At 65.4% G+C, this 18,011-nt stretch carries 14 protein-coding genes, 1 tRNA gene and 3 pseudogenes; 7 read left to right on the top strand and 11 right to left on the bottom strand.

Going from position 1 to position 18,011, the window contains the following annotated elements:
• Nucleotides 1-306, top strand: a pseudogene (locus VGV58_RS11350) (hypothetical protein); the annotation flags it as partial.
• 107 nt (nt 307-413) lie between these two features.
• The gene (gpt, locus tag VGV58_RS11355; RefSeq protein ID WP_326874129.1) at nt 414-923 is read left to right on the top strand and encodes a xanthine phosphoribosyltransferase; all 510 of its coding nucleotides are present in this window, start codon (nt 414-416) and stop codon (nt 921-923) included.
• Nucleotides 924-1,058: 135 nt separating this feature from the next.
• Here gpt and VGV58_RS11360 read toward each other — a convergent pair whose 3' ends face one another.
• Nucleotides 1,059-1,961 (bottom strand): DMT family transporter, encoded by a 903-nt coding sequence (locus tag VGV58_RS11360; RefSeq protein ID WP_326874130.1) that lies wholly within the window; start codon nt 1,959-1,961, stop codon nt 1,059-1,061.
• Nucleotides 1,962-2,197: 236 nt separating this feature from the next.
• Nucleotides 2,198-3,268, bottom strand: a complete 1,071-nt coding sequence (locus VGV58_RS11365) for a serine hydrolase domain-containing protein (RefSeq protein WP_326874131.1) — start codon at nt 3,266-3,268, stop codon at nt 2,198-2,200.
• A 208-nt stretch (nt 3,269-3,476) separates the two neighbouring features.
• Here VGV58_RS11365 and VGV58_RS11370 point away from each other — a divergent pair, with 208 nt between their 5' ends.
• Nucleotides 3,477-4,451 carry a hypothetical protein gene (locus tag VGV58_RS11370; protein WP_326874132.1) on the top strand — a complete coding sequence of 325 codons (975 nt, stop codon included), beginning with the start codon at nt 3,477-3,479 and terminating at the stop codon, nt 4,449-4,451.
• A 211-nt stretch (nt 4,452-4,662) separates the two neighbouring features.
• Here the strand turns inward: VGV58_RS11370 and VGV58_RS11375 are convergent, their stop codons facing one another.
• From VGV58_RS11375 to VGV58_RS11385, 3 genes are all read right to left on the bottom strand, one after another.
• Entirely contained in the window at nt 4,663-4,818 is a 156-nt protein-coding gene (locus VGV58_RS11375) for a hypothetical protein (protein ID WP_326874133.1), read from the bottom strand.
• A gap of 627 nt (nt 4,819-5,445) precedes the next feature.
• A complete protein-coding gene (locus tag VGV58_RS11380) occupies nt 5,446-5,973 on the bottom strand; it encodes a DUF3859 domain-containing protein (protein ID WP_326874134.1) in 528 nt (175 codons plus the stop codon).
• An 88-nt stretch (nt 5,974-6,061) separates the two neighbouring features.
• Entirely contained in the window at nt 6,062-6,277 is a 216-nt protein-coding gene (locus tag VGV58_RS11385) for a DUF4167 domain-containing protein (protein ID WP_326874135.1), read from the bottom strand.
• A gap of 700 nt (nt 6,278-6,977) precedes the next feature.
• Between VGV58_RS11385 and VGV58_RS11390 the strand changes: the two genes are divergently transcribed.
• Nucleotides 6,978-9,653: a phosphoenolpyruvate carboxylase gene (locus tag VGV58_RS11390; protein ID WP_326874177.1), complete on the top strand. Its 2,676-nt coding sequence runs from the start codon at nt 6,978-6,980 to the stop codon at nt 9,651-9,653.
• A gap of 53 nt (nt 9,654-9,706) precedes the next feature.
• Here the strand turns inward: VGV58_RS11390 and VGV58_RS11395 are convergent, their stop codons facing one another.
• The 3 genes from VGV58_RS11395 to VGV58_RS11405 all read right to left on the bottom strand — a co-directional run bounded on the left by VGV58_RS11395 (nt 9,707) and on the right by VGV58_RS11405 (nt 11,137).
• Nucleotides 9,707-9,997 (bottom strand): hypothetical protein, encoded by a 291-nt coding sequence (locus tag VGV58_RS11395; RefSeq protein ID WP_326874136.1) that lies wholly within the window; start codon nt 9,995-9,997, stop codon nt 9,707-9,709.
• Between the two features lie 105 nt (nt 9,998-10,102).
• On the bottom strand, nt 10,103-10,462 hold the full coding sequence (locus VGV58_RS11400; protein WP_326874137.1) for a hypothetical protein: 360 nt from the start codon (nt 10,460-10,462) through the stop codon (nt 10,103-10,105).
• 150 nt (nt 10,463-10,612) lie between these two features.
• On the bottom strand, nt 10,613-11,137 hold the full coding sequence (locus VGV58_RS11405) for a hypothetical protein (protein ID WP_326874138.1): 525 nt from the start codon (nt 11,135-11,137) through the stop codon (nt 10,613-10,615).
• A 419-nt stretch (nt 11,138-11,556) separates the two neighbouring features.
• Between VGV58_RS11405 and VGV58_RS11410 the strand changes: the two genes are divergently transcribed.
• From VGV58_RS11410 to VGV58_RS11420, 3 genes are all read left to right on the top strand, one after another.
• Nucleotides 11,557-13,137, top strand: a complete 1,581-nt coding sequence (locus VGV58_RS11410; protein ID WP_326874139.1) for an AMP-binding protein — start codon at nt 11,557-11,559, stop codon at nt 13,135-13,137.
• 29 nt (nt 13,138-13,166) lie between these two features.
• Nucleotides 13,167-13,814 carry a DUF1190 domain-containing protein gene (locus VGV58_RS11415; protein ID WP_326874140.1) on the top strand — a complete coding sequence of 216 codons (648 nt, stop codon included), beginning with the start codon at nt 13,167-13,169 and terminating at the stop codon, nt 13,812-13,814.
• A 60-nt stretch (nt 13,815-13,874) separates the two neighbouring features.
• Nucleotides 13,875-13,961, top strand: a tRNA-Leu gene (locus VGV58_RS11420).
• Between the two features lie 56 nt (nt 13,962-14,017).
• Here VGV58_RS11420 and VGV58_RS28895 read toward each other — a convergent pair.
• The 3 genes and pseudogenes from VGV58_RS28895 to VGV58_RS11430 form a co-directional block, all read right to left on the bottom strand.
• Nucleotides 14,018-15,649: pseudogene (locus VGV58_RS28895) on the bottom strand (autotransporter family protein); the annotation flags it as partial.
• A 282-nt stretch (nt 15,650-15,931) separates the two neighbouring features.
• Nucleotides 15,932-16,912: pseudogene (locus tag VGV58_RS28900) on the bottom strand (autotransporter domain-containing protein); the annotation flags it as partial.
• Between the two features lie 203 nt (nt 16,913-17,115).
• Nucleotides 17,116-17,889, bottom strand: coding sequence for an SDR family oxidoreductase (locus VGV58_RS11430; protein WP_326874142.1), 774 nt, complete (start codon nt 17,887-17,889; stop codon nt 17,116-17,118).
• Nucleotides 17,890-18,011 lie beyond the last annotated feature (122 nt).

The raw sequence follows: 18,011 nt of genomic DNA on the forward strand, positions 1-18,011 counted from the left end.
CAGGCTAATGGCGTCGAGGAAATGGCCAAGACCGTCGCCCATATGGACGAGATCACCCAGCGCAACTCGCTGATGGCCGACGCCAGCTCGAAGCTGTCGCGCGGTCTGCAGGGCGAGACGCAGGCGCTGGCGGCGCTGGTCGGCGCCTTCCGGCTTGGCGGCAGCGACCAGCCTGCGCGGCTGGCGGCGGATTTGCGCGCGGTCCTGCCAGTGATGAAGACCGCAGCCGCGCCAGCCAGGCCCATGCCGCTGCCGCGCGCCAGGGTGGCCGGCGGCCGGGGCGACGACGGCTGGGCCGAGTTCTAGGCGGTTAAAGCGCTGCGCGGCGGGGATTATCGCCGCGCGGCTCTTGCCAGCGTCCTCCGGATGCGCTTTTCCGAAAGGCTCTTTCCCCGCCTGCCGCAGGACCCGCCATGGCCGACGCTTCCGCCAACAAGGCCTTCCCCGTTTCCTGGGACCAATTCCACCGCGATGCCCGCGCGCTCGCCTGGCGCCTTGCCGATGCCGGCCCGTTCGAGGCGATGGTCTGCATCACCCGCGGCGGGCTGGTTCCGGCGGCGATCATCTGCCGCGAACTCGGCCTGCGCATGATCGAGACGGTCTGCGTCGCGAGCTATCACGACTACAAGAACCAGACCGAGCTCAAGGTGATGAAGGAGATCGCCCCCTCGATCCGCGCCATCGGCGACGGCAAGGGCAAGGGCGTGCTCGTCGTCGACGACCTGACCGACACCGGCAAGACCGCCCGCGTCGTGCGCGAGATGCTGCCGAACGCCCATTTCGCCACGGTCTACGCCAAGCCGGCCGGCGTGCCTGTGGTCGACACCTTCGTCACCGAGGTCAGCCAGGACACCTGGATCTATTTCCCCTGGGACATGGGCCTGTCCTATGTCGAGCCGATCGCCAAGGACCACAAAGGCTGACGACTTTCTCAGCCCTCATCCTGAGGAGCGCTCGTAGAGCGCGTCTCGAAGGATGCTTCAGGAGGCTCAGGAACCATCTGGAGCATCCTTCGAGACGCCGCTACGCGGCTCCTCAGGATGAGGGCTGCAATTGGTTCAGGCGCTGCTCGGCGCCTTCAGCGCCACCACCATGCCGACGACTGCGAGCGCCATGCCGGCGATCTCCAGTGTCGAGGCCTGCTCGCCGAGCAGGATCGCGCCGGCCAATGCGGTGACCACCGGCACCAGCGGCAGGAACAGCGCTGCCCGGCCGGCGCCGAGGGTGGCGACGGCCTGGGTGTAGAGGAAGAGCGCGCCCGCGCCGACCATCACGCCCTGATAGAACGCCTGCAGCGCGACCGCCTGCAGCGACACCTGCAGCAGATGAATCGGCTGGACCAGCGCCAGCAGCGGCAGCAGCGGCACCGAGAGCAGGCAGGTCGCCATGGTGACCTCAACCGCGTCCGCACCCCAGCGCCGGGCGAGCAGGCCGAATGTCGACCAGAGCAGGGCGATCAGGACGAAGAGCAGGTCGCCGATCCAGGCGCCCTCCCGTGTCGGCGTGTTCGCCATCGCCTCGAAGGAGAAGACCACGACCCCGGCGACGATGACGGCGAGCCCGATCACTCTGAGCGGGCTGATCCTGTCGCCGAGGACGAGGACGGCGATGAGCGCGGTCGCGACCGGGATCAGCCCGGGCGTGATCACCGAGGAGTGCAGCGCCGGGGCGAAATGGGCGCCGCCGACCAGGAACAGGCTGTAACTCGGCCCGACCAGGGCGGTGAGGATCAGCGCCCGCGTCCAGCCAAGTCGGCCGACCGGGAAAGGCTTCAAGCGCTTGAGGGCGAACGGCAGCAGCACCAGTGACGCCGCGAGGAAGCGCAATATGGTGACGTCGCCGGCCGAGAGCCCGTCCGTCACCGATTGCCGCGAGACCACCGCCTGCACGCCCCAGATGACCGAGGCGAGGATGCCGCAGGAAAAGCCGATGGCGAGGCGGGAGGAAGCGGGATTGGGCACGGGGCGGGGGCCTTGCGGGAGCAGGGCGGCTTATGGGCTTGAGGGCGCTAGGCGGCAAGGGTTGGCGCGGCAGGAGGCTCTACGCTGGGCGCATGGACCGCGACGCGATCCCTTCTCCCCTCGGGGGAAAAGGTGGCAGCGCGAAGCGCTGACGGATGAGGGAAGGACGGCTCACCCGGTCGAGCGGCCCTCATCCCCCTGCCGGGACCTTCTCCCCCGAGGGGAGAAGGGACCCTTCACTCCACCGCCGCGACCAGCCGCTCCAGGAAGCCGTCGATCGCGGCCTTGTCGATCCAGCGCAGCACCGCGACGAGCTCGTGCTCGGGATCGATCCAGATCAGGTTGTTGCCCGCTCCCTGCGCGCTGAAGGCGCTCGCCGGCAGCTTGGGATTGGCCGCCGGGCCGCGGTTCAGCCACCAGAGGAAGCCGTAATTCGGCAGGGTCGGCGAGGGCACCACCGACTGCGCCAGCCAGGAGGACGGGATCAGCTCGCGGCCGTCCCAGACGCCGTTCTGCGCGATCAGCTGGCCGAAGCGGGCGTGGTCGCGGGCGCTGATGAAGAGGCCGCCGCCCCAATGGCCGCCGCCGGGGACCGACTGCATGCGCTGCCCGTCGATCTCGAGCCACGAGGTCTCGTAGCCCTCCCAGCGCCAGCCTTGCGAGGCGCCGATCGGGTTCATGATCCGCTCGCGCAGCACCTGCGGCAGCGGCTTCCGGAAGCGGCGCAGCAGCGCATAGCCGAGCGCGTTCACCCGGACGTCGTTGTATTCGTAGAGGCTGCCGGGCTCGCGCAGCTCGCGGCGCTGGCCCTTGCGGCTGTTGTCGGCGCCGATGCCGATCTGCCTGAAATGGTCGACCTGGTCGGACTTGCCGAAGATCTCGCCCTGCCATTCGCTGTTCATGTTGAGCAGATGGCGCCAGGTGATCCCTGCATTATGCGGGCTGGAGAAATGCGGGCCGTCGACGCTTCTGCCGACCGGCTCGTCGATATCGGCGATCAGGCCGTCTGCGACGGCAAGGCCCGCCAGCACCGAGAGATAGCTCTTGGCGATCGAGAAGGTCATGTCGGCGCGCTCGACATCGCCCCATTCGGCGACGACCTCGCCGCCCTGCAGCACGACGCCGGCCGGCCCGCCGCGCGGCTCGACCGGCCCGACGATCTCGGTCCACGGACCCTTCTCGTCCCATTCGCGATTCCCGACATAGGCGCCGTCCGGATAGAACATGCTGCGCGGCCAGGGAGAATCATGCGCCTGCGCGAAGTCGATGGCGGCCTGGAGACGGGTGGGGGAGAGGGAGTGGGGCAAGGCGGGGACTCGCGAGCAGTGGCTGACGAGATCGCTCTAGCATTGCTGCCGAAGGGTGTCTTTGGCTGCTGGTGGGCGAGATACGGCGCTAGGGGAGGGAGTTGCGGTGGCAGGTATTTGTTTCTCTCCTTACTTGCCTCAGTGGCGCCGACCTCTCTGCATTTAAGCGTTTACATGATAGAACGATTCGTATCTGGGGGATGCGACGATGGCGGAAGGTGCGGAACCTGAGAATATTGAGCTCGAGCGCTTTGAGCGGCGGGAGAGGAAGGAATTTTTTCAGCGACGGAAGAGAATAGCTTCAACTTTGGAGCTTTATTTTTATGTTATCATTTTAATATATATTGTTTGGTCGCAAATGCGCGGTAATCCAAAGATTTCAGATATTGAGTACCTTTTATCTTATCCGCCGTTCTTGTTTTCTTCTGCTCTATTCATTTTTTCGTTATTTTCAATGATATTGGCTTCTACGACTCCTTTTGTAGGATTGTTGGCCGGAGATTTGAAGATTGGATCTGGAAGCTTTAGCTTTCCAGTAAAAATAGAAATTGCTAATAAGTATGGAAATTCGCCTACTGATTTCGACGGAGATTTTTCTAAGAGAGGCGCAGCGATAGATGATAATTCAAAATTAATTGAGTTGTATATAGAACGATCTCGTGGGGAGATGGTCTCTGCTCAAAAAAGACCAAATGCACTCTTATTTGCTGGGTTTTTTATCGCAATTTTTGGACTTGGAGTTTTTATATATACTCTCCCTGGAGTAGCGCAGGAAGTACCGGCGTCTGATGCGGATGTAGCTCGATATTTTTGGTCGACAGGATTGCAATTCGTGCCTCGCCTTCTAATGCTTCTTTTCATACAGGTTCTTGCTGGATTTTTTCTTAGGCAATACCGTTCTTCTATGGAAGATTATAGATATTTTGAGTCAATATTGCGAGCTCGTGAAGATAAATACATTTCGTATTCGATATTAAAAGAGAATTCTGATCGTAAAATGATGATAAAGCTTGTCGAAAATTTAATCGACGCGAAAGATTCTGGAATCCTGACAAAGGGACAAACGACAGCGGCGCTTGAAAGCTTACGATCTGAGACTAACGATCTGCGTGGCCTGGCGGATCAATTAACTTCCCTTGTAAGCCAGACGAAGGGCAGCGACACAAAAAGACCGGATAAGTAACGTAGCCCGGCTGTCATAAGCCATGACTCTAACATCAGGCTGACTAGTCTCGATATCCTCAATGGTTCTAGCCGTGATAGCTCACATCAAAGTGCCGCTGGAATGCATGGCCAGGTGGTCGCCGCTACCTGTTGCCTGATCAGCATCCTTCCGCAAGAGCAGGTTTGCACTCCGTGGGTAGGGTCTTGCTAGTCGACTTCGTAGCTGCCCCTCACTCCTCCATCATCGTCTCCACGAACGTCGCCGGGTCCAGGCAGAACTCGCGGATCAGGCGGAAATGCTGGGTCTGCTCGATCGTCACCGGATCGAGCCCGTATTTGGTCAGGCCGAGCAGGCGGGCCCCGGGATAGGCCATCAGGATCGGCAAGTTTCCGGGATCATTCGGGTCGCCATGATGACCTGGCACTGGCCGAGCCGATCCATGCGGCGCAGCAGCTTGAGGAACGCGATCCGGCATTCCGTTTCGCTCCGACCGGAATGACGGCGACGTCTTGTGGGACATGCGTCTCCCTCCCGCCGGCTTCCGCCGTGAGGGATGATGTGAATGCCATCCGAGGGAGGGCGCGGGGTCGGGCGGCGTCGCAGTCGACGGCTGCGTGCCGAATGTCGATGTCGATGATGTCGAGGCAGCGCCACTGGCCGCTGCCCGAGCCCCGCGCGCGGTTCTCTTAGGGTGCTCTCGCCGTCTGGTTACGTCCGGCAGGACTGGGAGGGCCTCTCCCATCGACGACAACCCCTCCGTGGTGGAACGAGCTGGCTCCGGTTGCAGAAGTGGGTCGCACCTCTGCGGAGCTGAACTCGTTCGGGCTTGCAAGGCCCTGTCGCCACGAAACACCGCTCTCCCGCCCGGCCTCATGATGCCTCGCGAAGCCCCCTCGGTTCGGGCGGGACGGGGAGGAACATAAGCCAGGTTTCGGAGGCGGGGATCGATTGGGGATCTGTCCCCGCCGGAAAGTGGAGCGGGCGGCCTTCGGCGAAGAGATGTCTTGCGAGCTCAGCCTATGCCGCAATCGGAGTTGGGGGCGCCGGGGGGCGGCAGCGTGATGGTGAAATCCTTGCGGGCGATCTCGTCCCCGCGCAACGAGACGATCATCGTCCACGGGCCGGGCGCCATTTCCCAGTCATGTTCGAAGGTGAAGCCGACATGGCTGAGGCCATCCACCACGAAGCTGGGAAAGCGCGTCTCGGCGCTCTCCTTGCCGTCGGGGCGTGTCAGTTTCGGGTGCAGAACCCGCACCTCGACACGGCCCGGCATGCGGAATGGCGGCGTCGGAAACAGCCTCACCGTGATCCCGAAGTTCCGGCAGAGCCGAGCCTCGATCCGGTCGCTGCGCTCGATATAGCGCGGCTTCTGCATGGTGCGGACCGGCTCGAGAACGCGTTGACCCGCATCCGGCGGGCTGTCGACGAGGCGCCCGGCGACGACGCCGAAGTCGACGATTTCAGCCATGGGGCCGGCAACCGCAGGCCCCGCCATGGCGAGGAGCGCCAAGGCAGCGCCAGTCGTCGTGATCCGTCGCATTCGCATGATCTCTTCAAAGCGCGATCTGATGGAGAGATTGTGGCGGGTGTCGCGCTGCGTCGTCCGCCGCGGCACGAGCCTCAGCGTTTCAGGCGGCCGTGCCCCTGATCATGCGCAGATAGTGCTCGGCATATTGGTAGCAGCGCTCGGCCTCGATCCGGTCGCCGGCGAGGGCCTTGGCCTTGGCCAAGGCGAGATAGCGCTCATAATTCGCCTGCGCGGATGAGCCCCGCCTTGCCTGAGTGATGTTGGTGTGGGGTACGCGGTTGTCGATGGTGGCAGGCCTGGTCTGGCGCTCGGTCATGTCCAGCCTCCTCAGCCCAGGATCTTCCTGACGATTCGGCGCAGCTCCTCACGGGAGAGGCCGCAGGGCTGCGGCTTCCAGTCGGCTGCGGATCCAGGCGGCGTGGTCTCGGGCATGGTCTTGGCGAACGCAGGGCCGATACGCCGGGTCTCGGGTGACTTCAGTCGTGTTGGTGCTTGCATTGATATCCATATGGCGCCCGGCCGGAGCCGTGCGGTCTTGTGATGACATCGCCGAGCACGCCTGGTGCAACGACAAAGCTGCCAGGGGCAGCGCTCGGTTTTCGATGGGTTGCAGGCTCGCCGGCGGTTCCATGCATGGGAACCGGCTGGTCGGTCTTTGCCTGATCGCAGTGTCTAGCGAGGCAATGTGGCCAAATGAAGTTGGCCCGCCGCGCGACTGGCATGGTGAGCAGTGGCGGAGAAAAGGCCGCTTCTTCGGGAGTGCCGGGCATGGCGATGCTCGCTGTTGCGTTGCCGCAATTCTTTTCGCAGTTGCGATAGAATGGGATTCCTGCTCACCTGCGACCGCCTCATCAAACGATTGAAAAGCGGAGAGCGGCGTGGCGGATGCGGAGGAATTGTCGCCATCGGCGCTGGCGGGCGACTTGTCGGCAGCGATCGTGCAGGCGCGCTCGGATGCGCGCGAGGACCCGTTCGGCAATCCGGTCCTGCGCGTCACGCTCTGGCTGACCCGCAAGATGGATCGCGGCGAGGTGACGCTCGCCGACACCGCAGCGCTTGTCCGCCAGCTTGGCCGCGCCGCGCTCGCCGACCGGGCGGCGCGCGTCGCCGCCTATGTCGGGCTGGAGCGCGATGAGAGCGAGGCCTATGCCGCGCTGGCTCGGCGCGTCGCGGACGAGGCGAGCACTTCGGCGCAGCCCTTTGACGCCTACGCGGCGGCGCTGGCGCGGGTGCGCTTCGCAGCGGTCTTCACCGCGCATCCGACCTTCGGCATGAGCCGGGCGGTAGCGCATGCGCTGGCGGAATTGGCCTCGAACGAGGGCGAGGCTGCGGCGCTGAGGGCCGCCGACCTCTCCTTTCGGCCCGACACAGCGATCACCCTGCAGGACGAGTTCGAGCAGGCGCGCTTTTCGGTGCGCAATGCCCGCGATGCGATCGACCGGTTGAACGCCGCCTTCCTGGCCGAGGCGCGGGCGCGCTGGCCGCAGCGCTGGCGCGAGCTCAGGCCGCGCGCCCTGCAGCTCGCCTCCTGGGTCGGCTGCGACACCGACGGGCGCACCGATATCGGCTGGTGGGACACGCTGCGCTACCGGCTGGAATCGAAGCGCGGCCAGTTCTTCCGTCTGCTGGAGAAGCTGCCGGAGGCGCCGGCGACCGCCGAGGTGAGGGCGCTGATCGAGGGCGCGCTCGCCGCGGTCGAGCGGCAGCTCGCGCTCTGTCCGGCGCTCAACAGCCAGCCCGCAATCGAGCCGTTGCAGGCCTTCTCGCTGGCGCTGGTCGGCGAGCGTGAGGCGGCGCTGCCTGAGTCCTCCAAGCTGGTGGCAGCGCTCGACAAGGCGATCGTGCTGGCCGAGGACGAGCCGACGGCGGAAGCGCTCGTGCTGGCGCGGGCCGGTGTCATTGCCCACGGAGTCTCGATCGCGCTGCCGCATTTCCGGCTCAACGCCTCGCAGCTCCACAATGCGATGCGCGGCGTGATCTCGCTCGACGAGGAGCCGGCCCAGCCGGCACAGCGGCGCGCTTTCCTCGCCGCGGTGAACCAGGCGCTCGCGAGGGCGAAGCCGACGCCGGTCGATTTCGGGGCGCTCGCGGTCGAGCGCGCCTCGGCGGCGCGGATGATGATGATGGTCGCGCAGATCGTGAAGCATGTCGACGGCTCGCGGCCGGTGCGCTTCCTGATCGCCGAGACCGAGACGGGCTATACGCTGCTCTCGGCGCTGTATCTCGCCAAGCGCTTCGGTATCGCCGACCTCGTTGAAATCTCGCCGCTGTTCGAGACGTCCGATGCGCTGGAGCAGGGGCCACGCATCATCGACGAGGCGCTGCGCAGCCCGCATTGGCGCGACTATCTCAAGCGCCATGGCCGGCTCTGCGTCCAGTTCGGCTATTCCGATTCCGGCCGCTATATCGGCCAGGTCGCGGCGACCTTCTGGGTCGAGCGGCTGAGGAGCCGCATCCTCGAATTGCTGCAGCGCTACGGGCTGACCGAGATCGAGCTGGTGATCTTCGACACGCATGGCGAGTCGGCTGGGCGCGGCGCCCATCCCGACAGCCTGACCGATCGGCTCGCCTATCTCGATCCGGAATGGCCGCGACGCGCCTTCGCCAGGGCCGGCGTCAAGGTCACGCGCGAAACCAGCTTTCAGGGCAGCGACGGCTACCTGCTGTTCGGCACCAGGGGGCTTGCGGGCGCGACGGTGGCGCGCATCGCCGAGGCGGTCTTTGCCGACGCCACGGCAGGAGCGGACGATCCGATCTATGCCGAGCCGGACTTCGCCACCGAGTTCTTCCAGACCGTGCGCGAGGAGATGACCCATCTCGTCGACGATCCCGGCTATGCGGCGCTGATCGGCACCTTTGGTCCGTCCCTGCTCGACAAGACCGGCTCGCGCCCGGCAGCGCGCCAGAGCGATGCCGGCGGACCGACGGTGATCCGCCATCCGCGCGAGCTGCGCGCCATCCCGAACAACGCCATCCTGCAGCAGCTCGGCTGGCTGGCAAACAGCGTGCACGGCATCGGCCAGGCGGCGGCGCGAGCGCCGGAGCTATTTTTAAGCATGCGCGATGGTTCGGAGCGCTTCGGCCGGGCCTATCGGCTCGCGGCCCACGCGATGGCGAACAGCGATCTCGACGTCTTACGCGCCTATCTGGACACGCTCGATGCCGGCTCCTGGTTCGACAGGGCGAGGCGCACCGAGAAGGAGGGGCGGCGCGACGAATTGCTGGCGGTCGCTGAGGCGCTGGCGCAGCTCGACCTGGCGCCTTCGCTGCGGCGGCTGTTCTGGCGCTTCGCCTCGGACCGGCTGAAGCTGAAGGAGGCGACGGGCGAGCCGCCGGCGATGCCGGTCCGGCTGGTCGCGCTGCACACGCTGCGGCTTGCGCTGCTGCACCGGATCTGGCTGTCGGCGACGCATATTCCCGACTTCCGGCCGCATGCCGGCGTGACGCGGGAATTGCTGCTGGAACGCATCCTCAGGCTCGACATGGCCGGGGCGCTGGCCTTGCTCGGCGAGATCTTCCCGCTCAACCCCGATCCCGCGCTCGGTCTCGATTTCGGCGAGCCGCCGGGGCCGCGCGAGGGCGGCGCCTATGCAGCGCTCCATCGCGACGTGATCGAGCCGATGCGCGAGTGCTTTGCGCTGCTGCGCGAGATATCGGGCGCAATCCAGCACGAGATCGGGGCATTCGGCTGAATTCGCGCGCCATCATGCTCGCCTTTCGGCGGGCATGACGGCCGCGGGCGACGTTATGCTGCCTTGTCGAGCGTCACCACGATGTCGGTATATTCCGGCTCGTGCGGGGCGAGGTTCCGGCGGGTCTCGTCGCCCCATCGGGCGAGCTTGACCACGCGGCCCATTGCCTCGACCACTCCATCCGTCTTGACCGGCTCGATGATGGCGAGCCCGCTGGCGTCGAGAAAGAAGGTGTGATCGCCGAACAGCTCACCGAGCTGGACCGTGGCCGGATGGTTCTCCGGGATCGCCTGGGCCTCGATCTGGTGCAAGGCGCTGTCGATATGGGTTTCGGTCAGTTTCATGATCGGTCCTTCGGTACGGCGCTGCGCAGGAACGGGCAGGAGCGCCGGACTGCCCATGGAAACGCGTCGGCTGTGCGGCCGGCATCTCGTGGATGGTCTGGTTCCTCAGATGGATTCTTCGGCGATCAGGGTGAGGTCGCCGTCCTCATCGACTGCGACTGCGATCACCGCGGCCGCGTTCATGCCTCTGGCCTGCAAAGCCTTGGTGGCGGCGGGAATGGTGTCGATCGCTTGCCTGAGCTGGCGCAGGTCGTCGGGGCTGGTCTGGGCGACGGCGCTGTCGACCTGCACGCGCAATTGCGGCGGCAGCGAGCGACGCTCGATCACCGTTGCAGTGCGGATCGCGGAGGGCTCCTGCAGGCCGGGAGGGTCAGGAGTGGGGAGGGAAGGCAACTGGGCTTGTGCCGCCACGGCACCGGCGACCAGTGCGAAGGACAGGCATGCGGCTCTGGCGAGATTTCGCATCATCGGCTCCTTTCCATCGCTGGAGGGAGGGGCAAACGCCCGATGCGAAGCAAGGCTAGAAACAAAATCCGGTCAGCCTCTGTCTGAGGTCTGACCGTTCGAAGGTATCAATGCGACGGGAATGCGATGGCGCCGGCCTCGCCTGCAGGCTCAGCGCGTGCGCTCGGAAAGCTCGGCCGAAGCGCTGGTGTTGCGGTCCGAGATCGACTGGACCGGCTCCCAGACGGTGTGGTTGTCCCGCGGGGTCGAGACCAGATATTTGAGCTGGCCCTTGGCCTTGGCCGAGAGCAGCCTGCTGGTCTGGAAACTGGCGAAATTGGCATAGTCGCGGCCGCCGCCGTCGAAGATCACGACGCGATCCTTCAGGACGACGATGTCGCCCTTCTTCAGCGTCTCGTCCTTGAGGTACCAGAAGGGGTCGTTGGCATATTCCATCGGCTTGACGAGCTTCGGCTTCGGCCCTTCCTTGCCGGCATCGAGCGTGGTCGCAGCCTTCTTGCGCTTCGGCCGCACCGTCATACGCAGCGGATTGTCGGGGGCAGGCGCATAGGTCGGCCGCTGCGGGACACCGAACAGCGTTTCCCAAAAGCCAGCGGCGCTCGCCGGGGAGGCGAGTGCAATGGCAGCCGCCGTCAAGGCAGCGGCGGCGATGGTCTGTTTCGAAATGGTCGGCACGGCTGCAGTCCCCAGCTCCGCAACCGGAGATAGCAACAAACATACTCGACCTCAATGATGGTGGCACGACGTGATGAACGACTTCTTCGTCAAATTTCAGCGATTGCAGTATCGGCGTTTCGAGATCGTTGAGCCGGGGGGCGATTCTGAAGCGATTCTCGTTGCGGTGCAGCACGGCCATCGCGCCTGGCGCATTTCGGTCATGCGCCGGCAAAGGCTTCAAGGCTGTGGAGGGCCTGCAGCCGTCATGACCGGAAGCAATGACAGGAGCGGGCACCGCCGGGGCATTGCGGCAGCCTCCCTTCGCGGCCCCCTCCGCGGGCCCGCTGCCCCCGAGGGAAGTTGCTGCTGGCGCATTGTATCGCGGCCCGTTCGCCTTAGGTTGCGGTCAAGAGGAACGCTGAGGGGGCACGAGCCGAATGGCCGCAACCGAACTGCCGGCACAGCCTTTCGATGCCAACGGTGCCCGGACAACGCTGTTCCAGGCACTGCTGGCCGCCGCCGGCAAGCACGGCAAGAGCCGCATCGCGCTGGAGGACCCGGAACGCAAGCCGCTCAGCTATGGCAATCTGGTGCTGGGCGCGCTGGTACTCGGCCGCAAGCTTTCGGCGTTGACCAGGCCGGGCGAAAAGGTCGGGCTGATGCTGCCCAATGTGCAGGGCATGGCGGTGACGCTGTTCGGTCTCTCGGCTTTCGGCCGCGTGCCGGCGCTGCTCAACTTCACGGCGGGCCTGAAGAACCTCACCGCCGCCTGCGAGATCGGGCCGATCTCGACCATCGTCACCTCGCGCCGCTTCATCGACCAGGCCAAGCTCGATGATGTGATCGAGGCGCTCGCGCCGGGGCGGCGGGTGATCTATCTCGAAGATGTCCGCAAGGACCTGACCAGCCTCGACAAGGCGCTCGGCGCGCTGGCTTCGCTCATGCCCGGGCTGACCTTGCGCCACCATGCCGCGCAGCCGGACGATCCTGCCGTCGTCCTGTTCACCTCAGGAACCGAGGGCAAGCCCAAGGGCGTGGTGCTGAGCCATGCCAACCTCGTCTCCAACGCCAACCAGATCTTCCAGCTCGCCGCCGGCTTCCTCAGCGAGCGCGACATCGTCATGAACCCGCTGCCGGCCTTCCATTCCTTCGGGCTGACGGCGGCGCTGCTGATGCCGCTGACCCACGGCATGAAGGTCGTGCTCTATCCGAGCCCGCTGCACTACAAGCAGGTGCCGAAGCTGATCGGCGAGACCGGGGCGACCTTCCTGTTCGCCACCGACACGTTTTTGCAGGGTTACGCGCGCGCTGCGGACGAGGGCGACCTCAAGAGCGTGCGCTATGTCGTCGCCGGGGCCGAACGGGTGAAACCGGAGACACGCAAGCTCTGGGCGCCCTATGGCACGACCATCCTCGAAGGCTATGGCTGCACGGAGTGCTCGCCGGTGCTGGCCTGCAACACGCCGGTGGCGATGCGCGAAGGCACGGTCGGGCGGCTCCTGCCCGGAATCACCGCCAGGCTCGAGCCGGTCGAGGGCATCACCGAGGGCGGGCGGCTCTGCGTGAAAGGGCCGAACGTGATGCTCGGCTATCTCAACGCCGACAATCCCGGCGCGATCGTGCCGCCGGAGGGGGGCTGGCACGACACCGGCGACATCGTCGCGATCGATGACGGCTTCGTCGCGATCAAGGGCCGGGCCAAGCGCTTCGCCAAGCTCGGTGGCGAGATGGTCTCGCTGGCGGCGGTCGAATCGATGGTCGCGGGGCTCTGGCCCGGTCACAATCACGTGGTCGTGGCGCTGCCGGACCTGCGCAAGGGCGAGCAGCTCGTCCTCGTCACGGAAAAACCCGATGCCGAGAAGAAGGCGCTGCAGGACGAGGCCAAACGCCAGGGTTTCCCGGAATTATGGCTGCCCAAGGCCATTCTCGTCACCGCCACGATTCCGGTGCTCGGCAATGGCAAGATCGATTATGGTGGCACACGCGAGCTTGCCATCACGATGAGGCCGCTGCTGTGACGCCACAATCGCATGCTCAGGGAAGCCGCATGATCACGCTTCTTCCCCTTGTCCTCGCCCGTGCGGCGGCTTTTGCCGTGGCCGGGATCGCCCTGACGCCCGCCGATCTCGCCGCACAGGCGGCCGGCCAGACCTATGTCCGCCGCGACGAATGCATCGAGGCCGGCAAGCTCTCGGCCGAGCAATGCGAGCACGCCTATCGCAACGCCCGCGCCGAATTCGAGCAGAAGGCGCCGCGCTATGCCTCGCGCGCTGCCTGTGAGCGCGCCCATAAGCGCTGCGGCGCGCAGGTCTCGACCACCGGCGGCTGGGACGCGCTGGCGCGCGGCGGCGGCGGGCAGTCCTACGTGCCGCGCTTCGTCGGCATCCGCGTCACCGGTGAGGGCGCTGCGGGCAAGTCCCTGCCGATCATCGAGGGCACGGCCCGGGTCGCCTTTTCGGCGCGTCAGGTCGCGGCGCTCGACGACAAGGTCGCGGCCCGCCGGGCGGTGATGGGCGGCGGCGGCAGTGGCGGCGGCCAGCACCAGCAGGCGAGCGGCCCCTATATCCGCCGCGGCGACCGCGACGACACGGTGCGCGTGCCGATGCAGGAGAAGAAGATCGGCTCCGACGTTGCGCCCGGTCTCTATGTCGATCCCGACGGGGTCGAATGGTACAAGCCGGCGCATCGGCGCTGAGGGCAAGTGCGCAACCGGCGCTTGTCGCCGGGCGCTGGTATCGCTAACCAGTTTCGCCGCGCGGACGTGGCGAAACTGGTAGACGCAAGGCACTTAAAATGCCTCACCGGAAACGGTATGCGGGTTCGATCCCCGCCGTCCGCACCAAGCCCCCGAGGGCCGCCGCCGAAGGCAGCGTGCAGCCTCGCGGCCGCAATGGCTCGCTACCAGCTGATCCTGAGGCCGGCCCGTCCCGTGATGCTATGGCTGTCGGTGAAATGCGCGAGACTCGTGCGCGCCTCGACTTCGCCATAGAGCGCATAGCGGTCCCATTGATATTTCGCGCCGAGGCCGAGCCCGCCCTGGAGGCGCTCCTCGCGGCTGGTCAGGCGGGCGTCCGCGAGCATCGTCGTGGTCCCGCCGAAAAACTCGTAGTGCAGATTGGCGATGCCGTAGAAGGCCATATCGACCTTCTGCCCGTGACCGTCGCGCCAGCTTGCCCGATAGTCGGCCGAGAGGCCGAGCCGCCCACGCAGGCTGTCGCCGTCGCCCAAAGCGACGCGGGCGCCGAACGGATCAACGAAGCTGTCGGCATCGACGCGGGCGTAGCTTACTTGAGCCTGTGGCGTCAGCGACCAGCCGCCGGCAAGGGCAAAGCGCTGCCCGAGTTCCAGCCCCGCGGCCGAGCCGAAGCCGGCCTTGCCCTTGGCGAGCCTGCGCCCGGTCGTGGTCGAGGACAGGTCGCTGTCGAACCAGGTGAACTGCGCCTGGGCATCGGCGTAGAAGCCACTCGCGCCATACCAGGTGAGCGTGCCGGCGAAACCGCTGCCGCGCGAGGCGATCCTGCCCTGGCCGAAGACCGAGGAGACATCGGCCTGCGCTCCGCCATGGTGCAGCGAGAGCCCACCCACCAGGGTACCGGCGCCATTGGCGAGCATCTGTCCGTCGATGCCGACCTGCAATCGCCAGCTATCGATCCTGTAGCCGGCGCCGGTGGTCGAAAAGCTCGGAGTCACCCGGTCGTGGGCGCCGTCGATGCGCGCCCAGATCGCGCGCCCGGTTGCGGGCGAGGAGGCATCCGGCTGGCCGTCGAAGCGCTCGCCGACGCGCTGGCGCAACGTCTGTAGCCGGTTCATGCTCTGCAGCACCTGTCCGTAGGCCTCGTAAAGCGGAGCGCCCGGCTGATAGATCGGGGAGATGACCGTTCCGGGCGATCCCCCCGTGGGGGAGCCGGTGCCGCCTCCGGACGATCCCGGCGATGACGTGCCGGAACCAGAAGACGCGGTATAGGCCGAGCGCAGGTACCAGTCGCCATCATTGGGCGTGCTGACGCCGTTCTTGTGCAGGGTATAGGCATAGGCGCCGGCGACGACGGCCTGCTGCCCCTGGAAGACGTAGTCGCCCTGCAGGGAGAAGGTGCCGTTCGAGGCTCCGCCGACATCGATGATCTTGATGCCCTCGACGGTCCCTGCGCCGGTCCCGCCCTGGTTGAGCACTCTGACCGTGGTGGTCCCGGAGGTGCTGCCGGTGATGACGAGGCGGTCGGACGGCGAGGCATCGCCAGCCAGAACGGCCTCGATCTCCAACTGGCCGCCATTCCCGACATAATCGCCGTTGATGGTCAGCGTGCCGATCGAGTTGCCCGGCGCGATCGTGCCGCCCGGCTGGTTGGTCGTGGTCCCGACCGTGCCGATGCCCTGCAGGCGGCCGCCGATGACTTCCATCGTCCCGCCGAGGATGCCGTTCACGGCGAGCGTGCCCGCCAATACGCTGCCGGCGCCGGTGAAGGTCGAGCCGCTGTCGCCGGTCAGTTCCAGCTTGCCCGCGCCGTCCTTGATCAGGGCGCCCGCGCCGGTGAAGCTGGGAGATATGCCGATATCATGGCCATCCGTGTCGATGATGACGCCGTTCGCGCCGATCGTGATGGTGCGGGTGTCGAAACCTGCGAAGAAATTGGGATTGTTTGCGGTGGCGCGCAGGAGGCCGCCATCGAAGGTGACGCTGACCGCGCCATCGCCACCGAAGATCCGTCTGGTTTCAAGAACGCCGCGATTGGTCGTCGTGCCCTGCACAAGCAGCGTCCCGCTGGAGCCCGAGGCAACGCCGAGCTGGACACCGTCTTCAGCGCGAACCAGCCCGCCATTCTCGACCGTCAGCGAACCGGTGCCGATATTGCCGATGGTGAGGTTGTATGGCGACATCGACCATCTTGAGCCGGCTCCAGTCACCGTGACGCTACCGGTGCTGTTGGCACCGATATAGCCCTGATTGCTGGTGACGGTGGCGCCATCTTCGATACGCAAGGTGCCCACGTCGAAGCTGCCGACGGTGAACTGTCCGGTATTGGTCCATGTGGTGCCCGCGCCAGTCAGTACGACATTGCCTTGGCCACTGCTGCCGACGACACCTTCTGCGCTCGAAATCGTCGCACCGTCTTCCGCGCGCAGGGTTCCGGTCCCGTACAAGCCGACGGTCAGCCGGCCGCTGTTCTGCCAGGACGAGTCCTGTCCGCTGACCAGCGCATTGCCGCCGCCGCTGATGCTGCCGCCGACATTCGAAACCTGGCCGCCGGCGAGAATGTTCAGCGTTCCGGCGCCGTCGTACCCGACGTAGAGATCGCCGGTACTGGTCCAGGTCGAGGCTCTGCCGCTGCTGTCGGCGCCCGAAACTGTGACTGTCCCGCCAGCCGTGGGGTCGGCACCGATATAGCCAGACTGACTATTGACGACACCGCCGCCGGTGATCATCAGCGAGCCGGTTCCGCCCTGACCAATGACGAGATCGCCCGAATTGGTCCAGGTCGATCGATTGCCGCTGCCGTCGACCCCTGAAACGGTGACGGTGCCGTTGCTGCCAACGCCATAACCGATGGTGCCGAAATCATTGGTCACGGTTCCACCGGCCGTGATGTCGAGCTGGCCACTACCGGTATCGCCGATCCGGAGGTCGCTCCCAACGGCCCAGTTCGGGGTCTGGGCCGGGCCCGGGTTGAGGTCACCGCTACCCGCGACCGATTGTGCGTGCGCCGGCAGGTGGCTGGCGCAGGCCAGTGCGACGAGCGCTGTCGACAGCAGCAGGGCCTGGCGACGATCGCGAGCGGCAGCCGCGCCCTTCAACACTCGTCTCGTCAATATTCAGTCCCCCAGCCGACGATGTAGCTTTGTGATCATCGAGTTCCCCGCATGGGCGCGTATCCACGCGGAGAATCTTGCAGCAAGCGAATCGGCGCTGCTGATTCCATAGGCTGACATTCAATAGTTAATCGTAGTGGCAACGCGCTGCCTCTCTGGAACGGCTTTCGATTCCAATGAGGCCGGCCGGCTTACTTGGTGGTGTAGCCGCCATTGACGAGAATGGTCTGCCCGGTCATCCACCAGCCATCCGAGACGAGAAAGCGGATGAAGGGAACGATGTCCTCGATGTCGGTCAGGCCCGTCTTGGTGAACTTCGACAGGGCTGCCGCTGCCTTGTGATAGGCTTGAGCGTCGATGCCTTCCGCTGGATAGAAGAACGGCGTGTCCATCGGGCCCGGACCGATCGCGGTCACCGAGATGCCCCGATCGCCGAATTCCTTCGAGGCTGCGCGGGTGAAATGCTCGACCGGCGCCTTCGTGCCGGCATAAGCGGCATAGAAGGGCGTGTAGGCGCCCAGCAACGAGGTCACGAGCGTGCAGATCTTGCCGTTGTCGTTGACGTGCTTTCCAGCCTCCTTGAGGAAGAAGAAGGCAGACTTCGAGTTCACCGCGGTCATTTCGTCGTATTCGGCTTCGGTGATCGCGACGAAGGGCTTCTTCAGAACCTTGCCGACCGTGTTGATGGCGATGTCCGGCTTACCGATGGCAGCAACGGTGTCCGCGAAGAGCTTCTCGACTGCGCCGGCCGTGGTAAGATCGGACTGAAGCGCGATGGCCTTTGCGCCTGCGGCCTCGATGGCAGCAACCGTCTCATCCGCTGCGGGTTTGGTCGCGCTCGTGTTGTAGTGGATGGCCACGGCCTTCGCGCCGTGCTCAGCAAGGTCACGGGCAAGCAGCCCGCCGAGGTTCTTCGCCCCGCCGGCGATGAGAACCGTCTTACCCTTGATGCCATGATTGAGCATGTTCCGTCTCCGCTGGTCGCAGCAGCCAAAACGCGACCTTCGGCGAAACTGATGACGCTTTGGATGCCTGACCAGAGCAGCGACAGTATGTGCTCATGACTCCCCTTGACGAGGCAGGCACT

It is taken from the genome of Allobosea sp. (assembly GCF_035944895.1).
Lineage (GTDB): Bacteria > Pseudomonadota > Alphaproteobacteria > Rhizobiales > Beijerinckiaceae > Allobosea.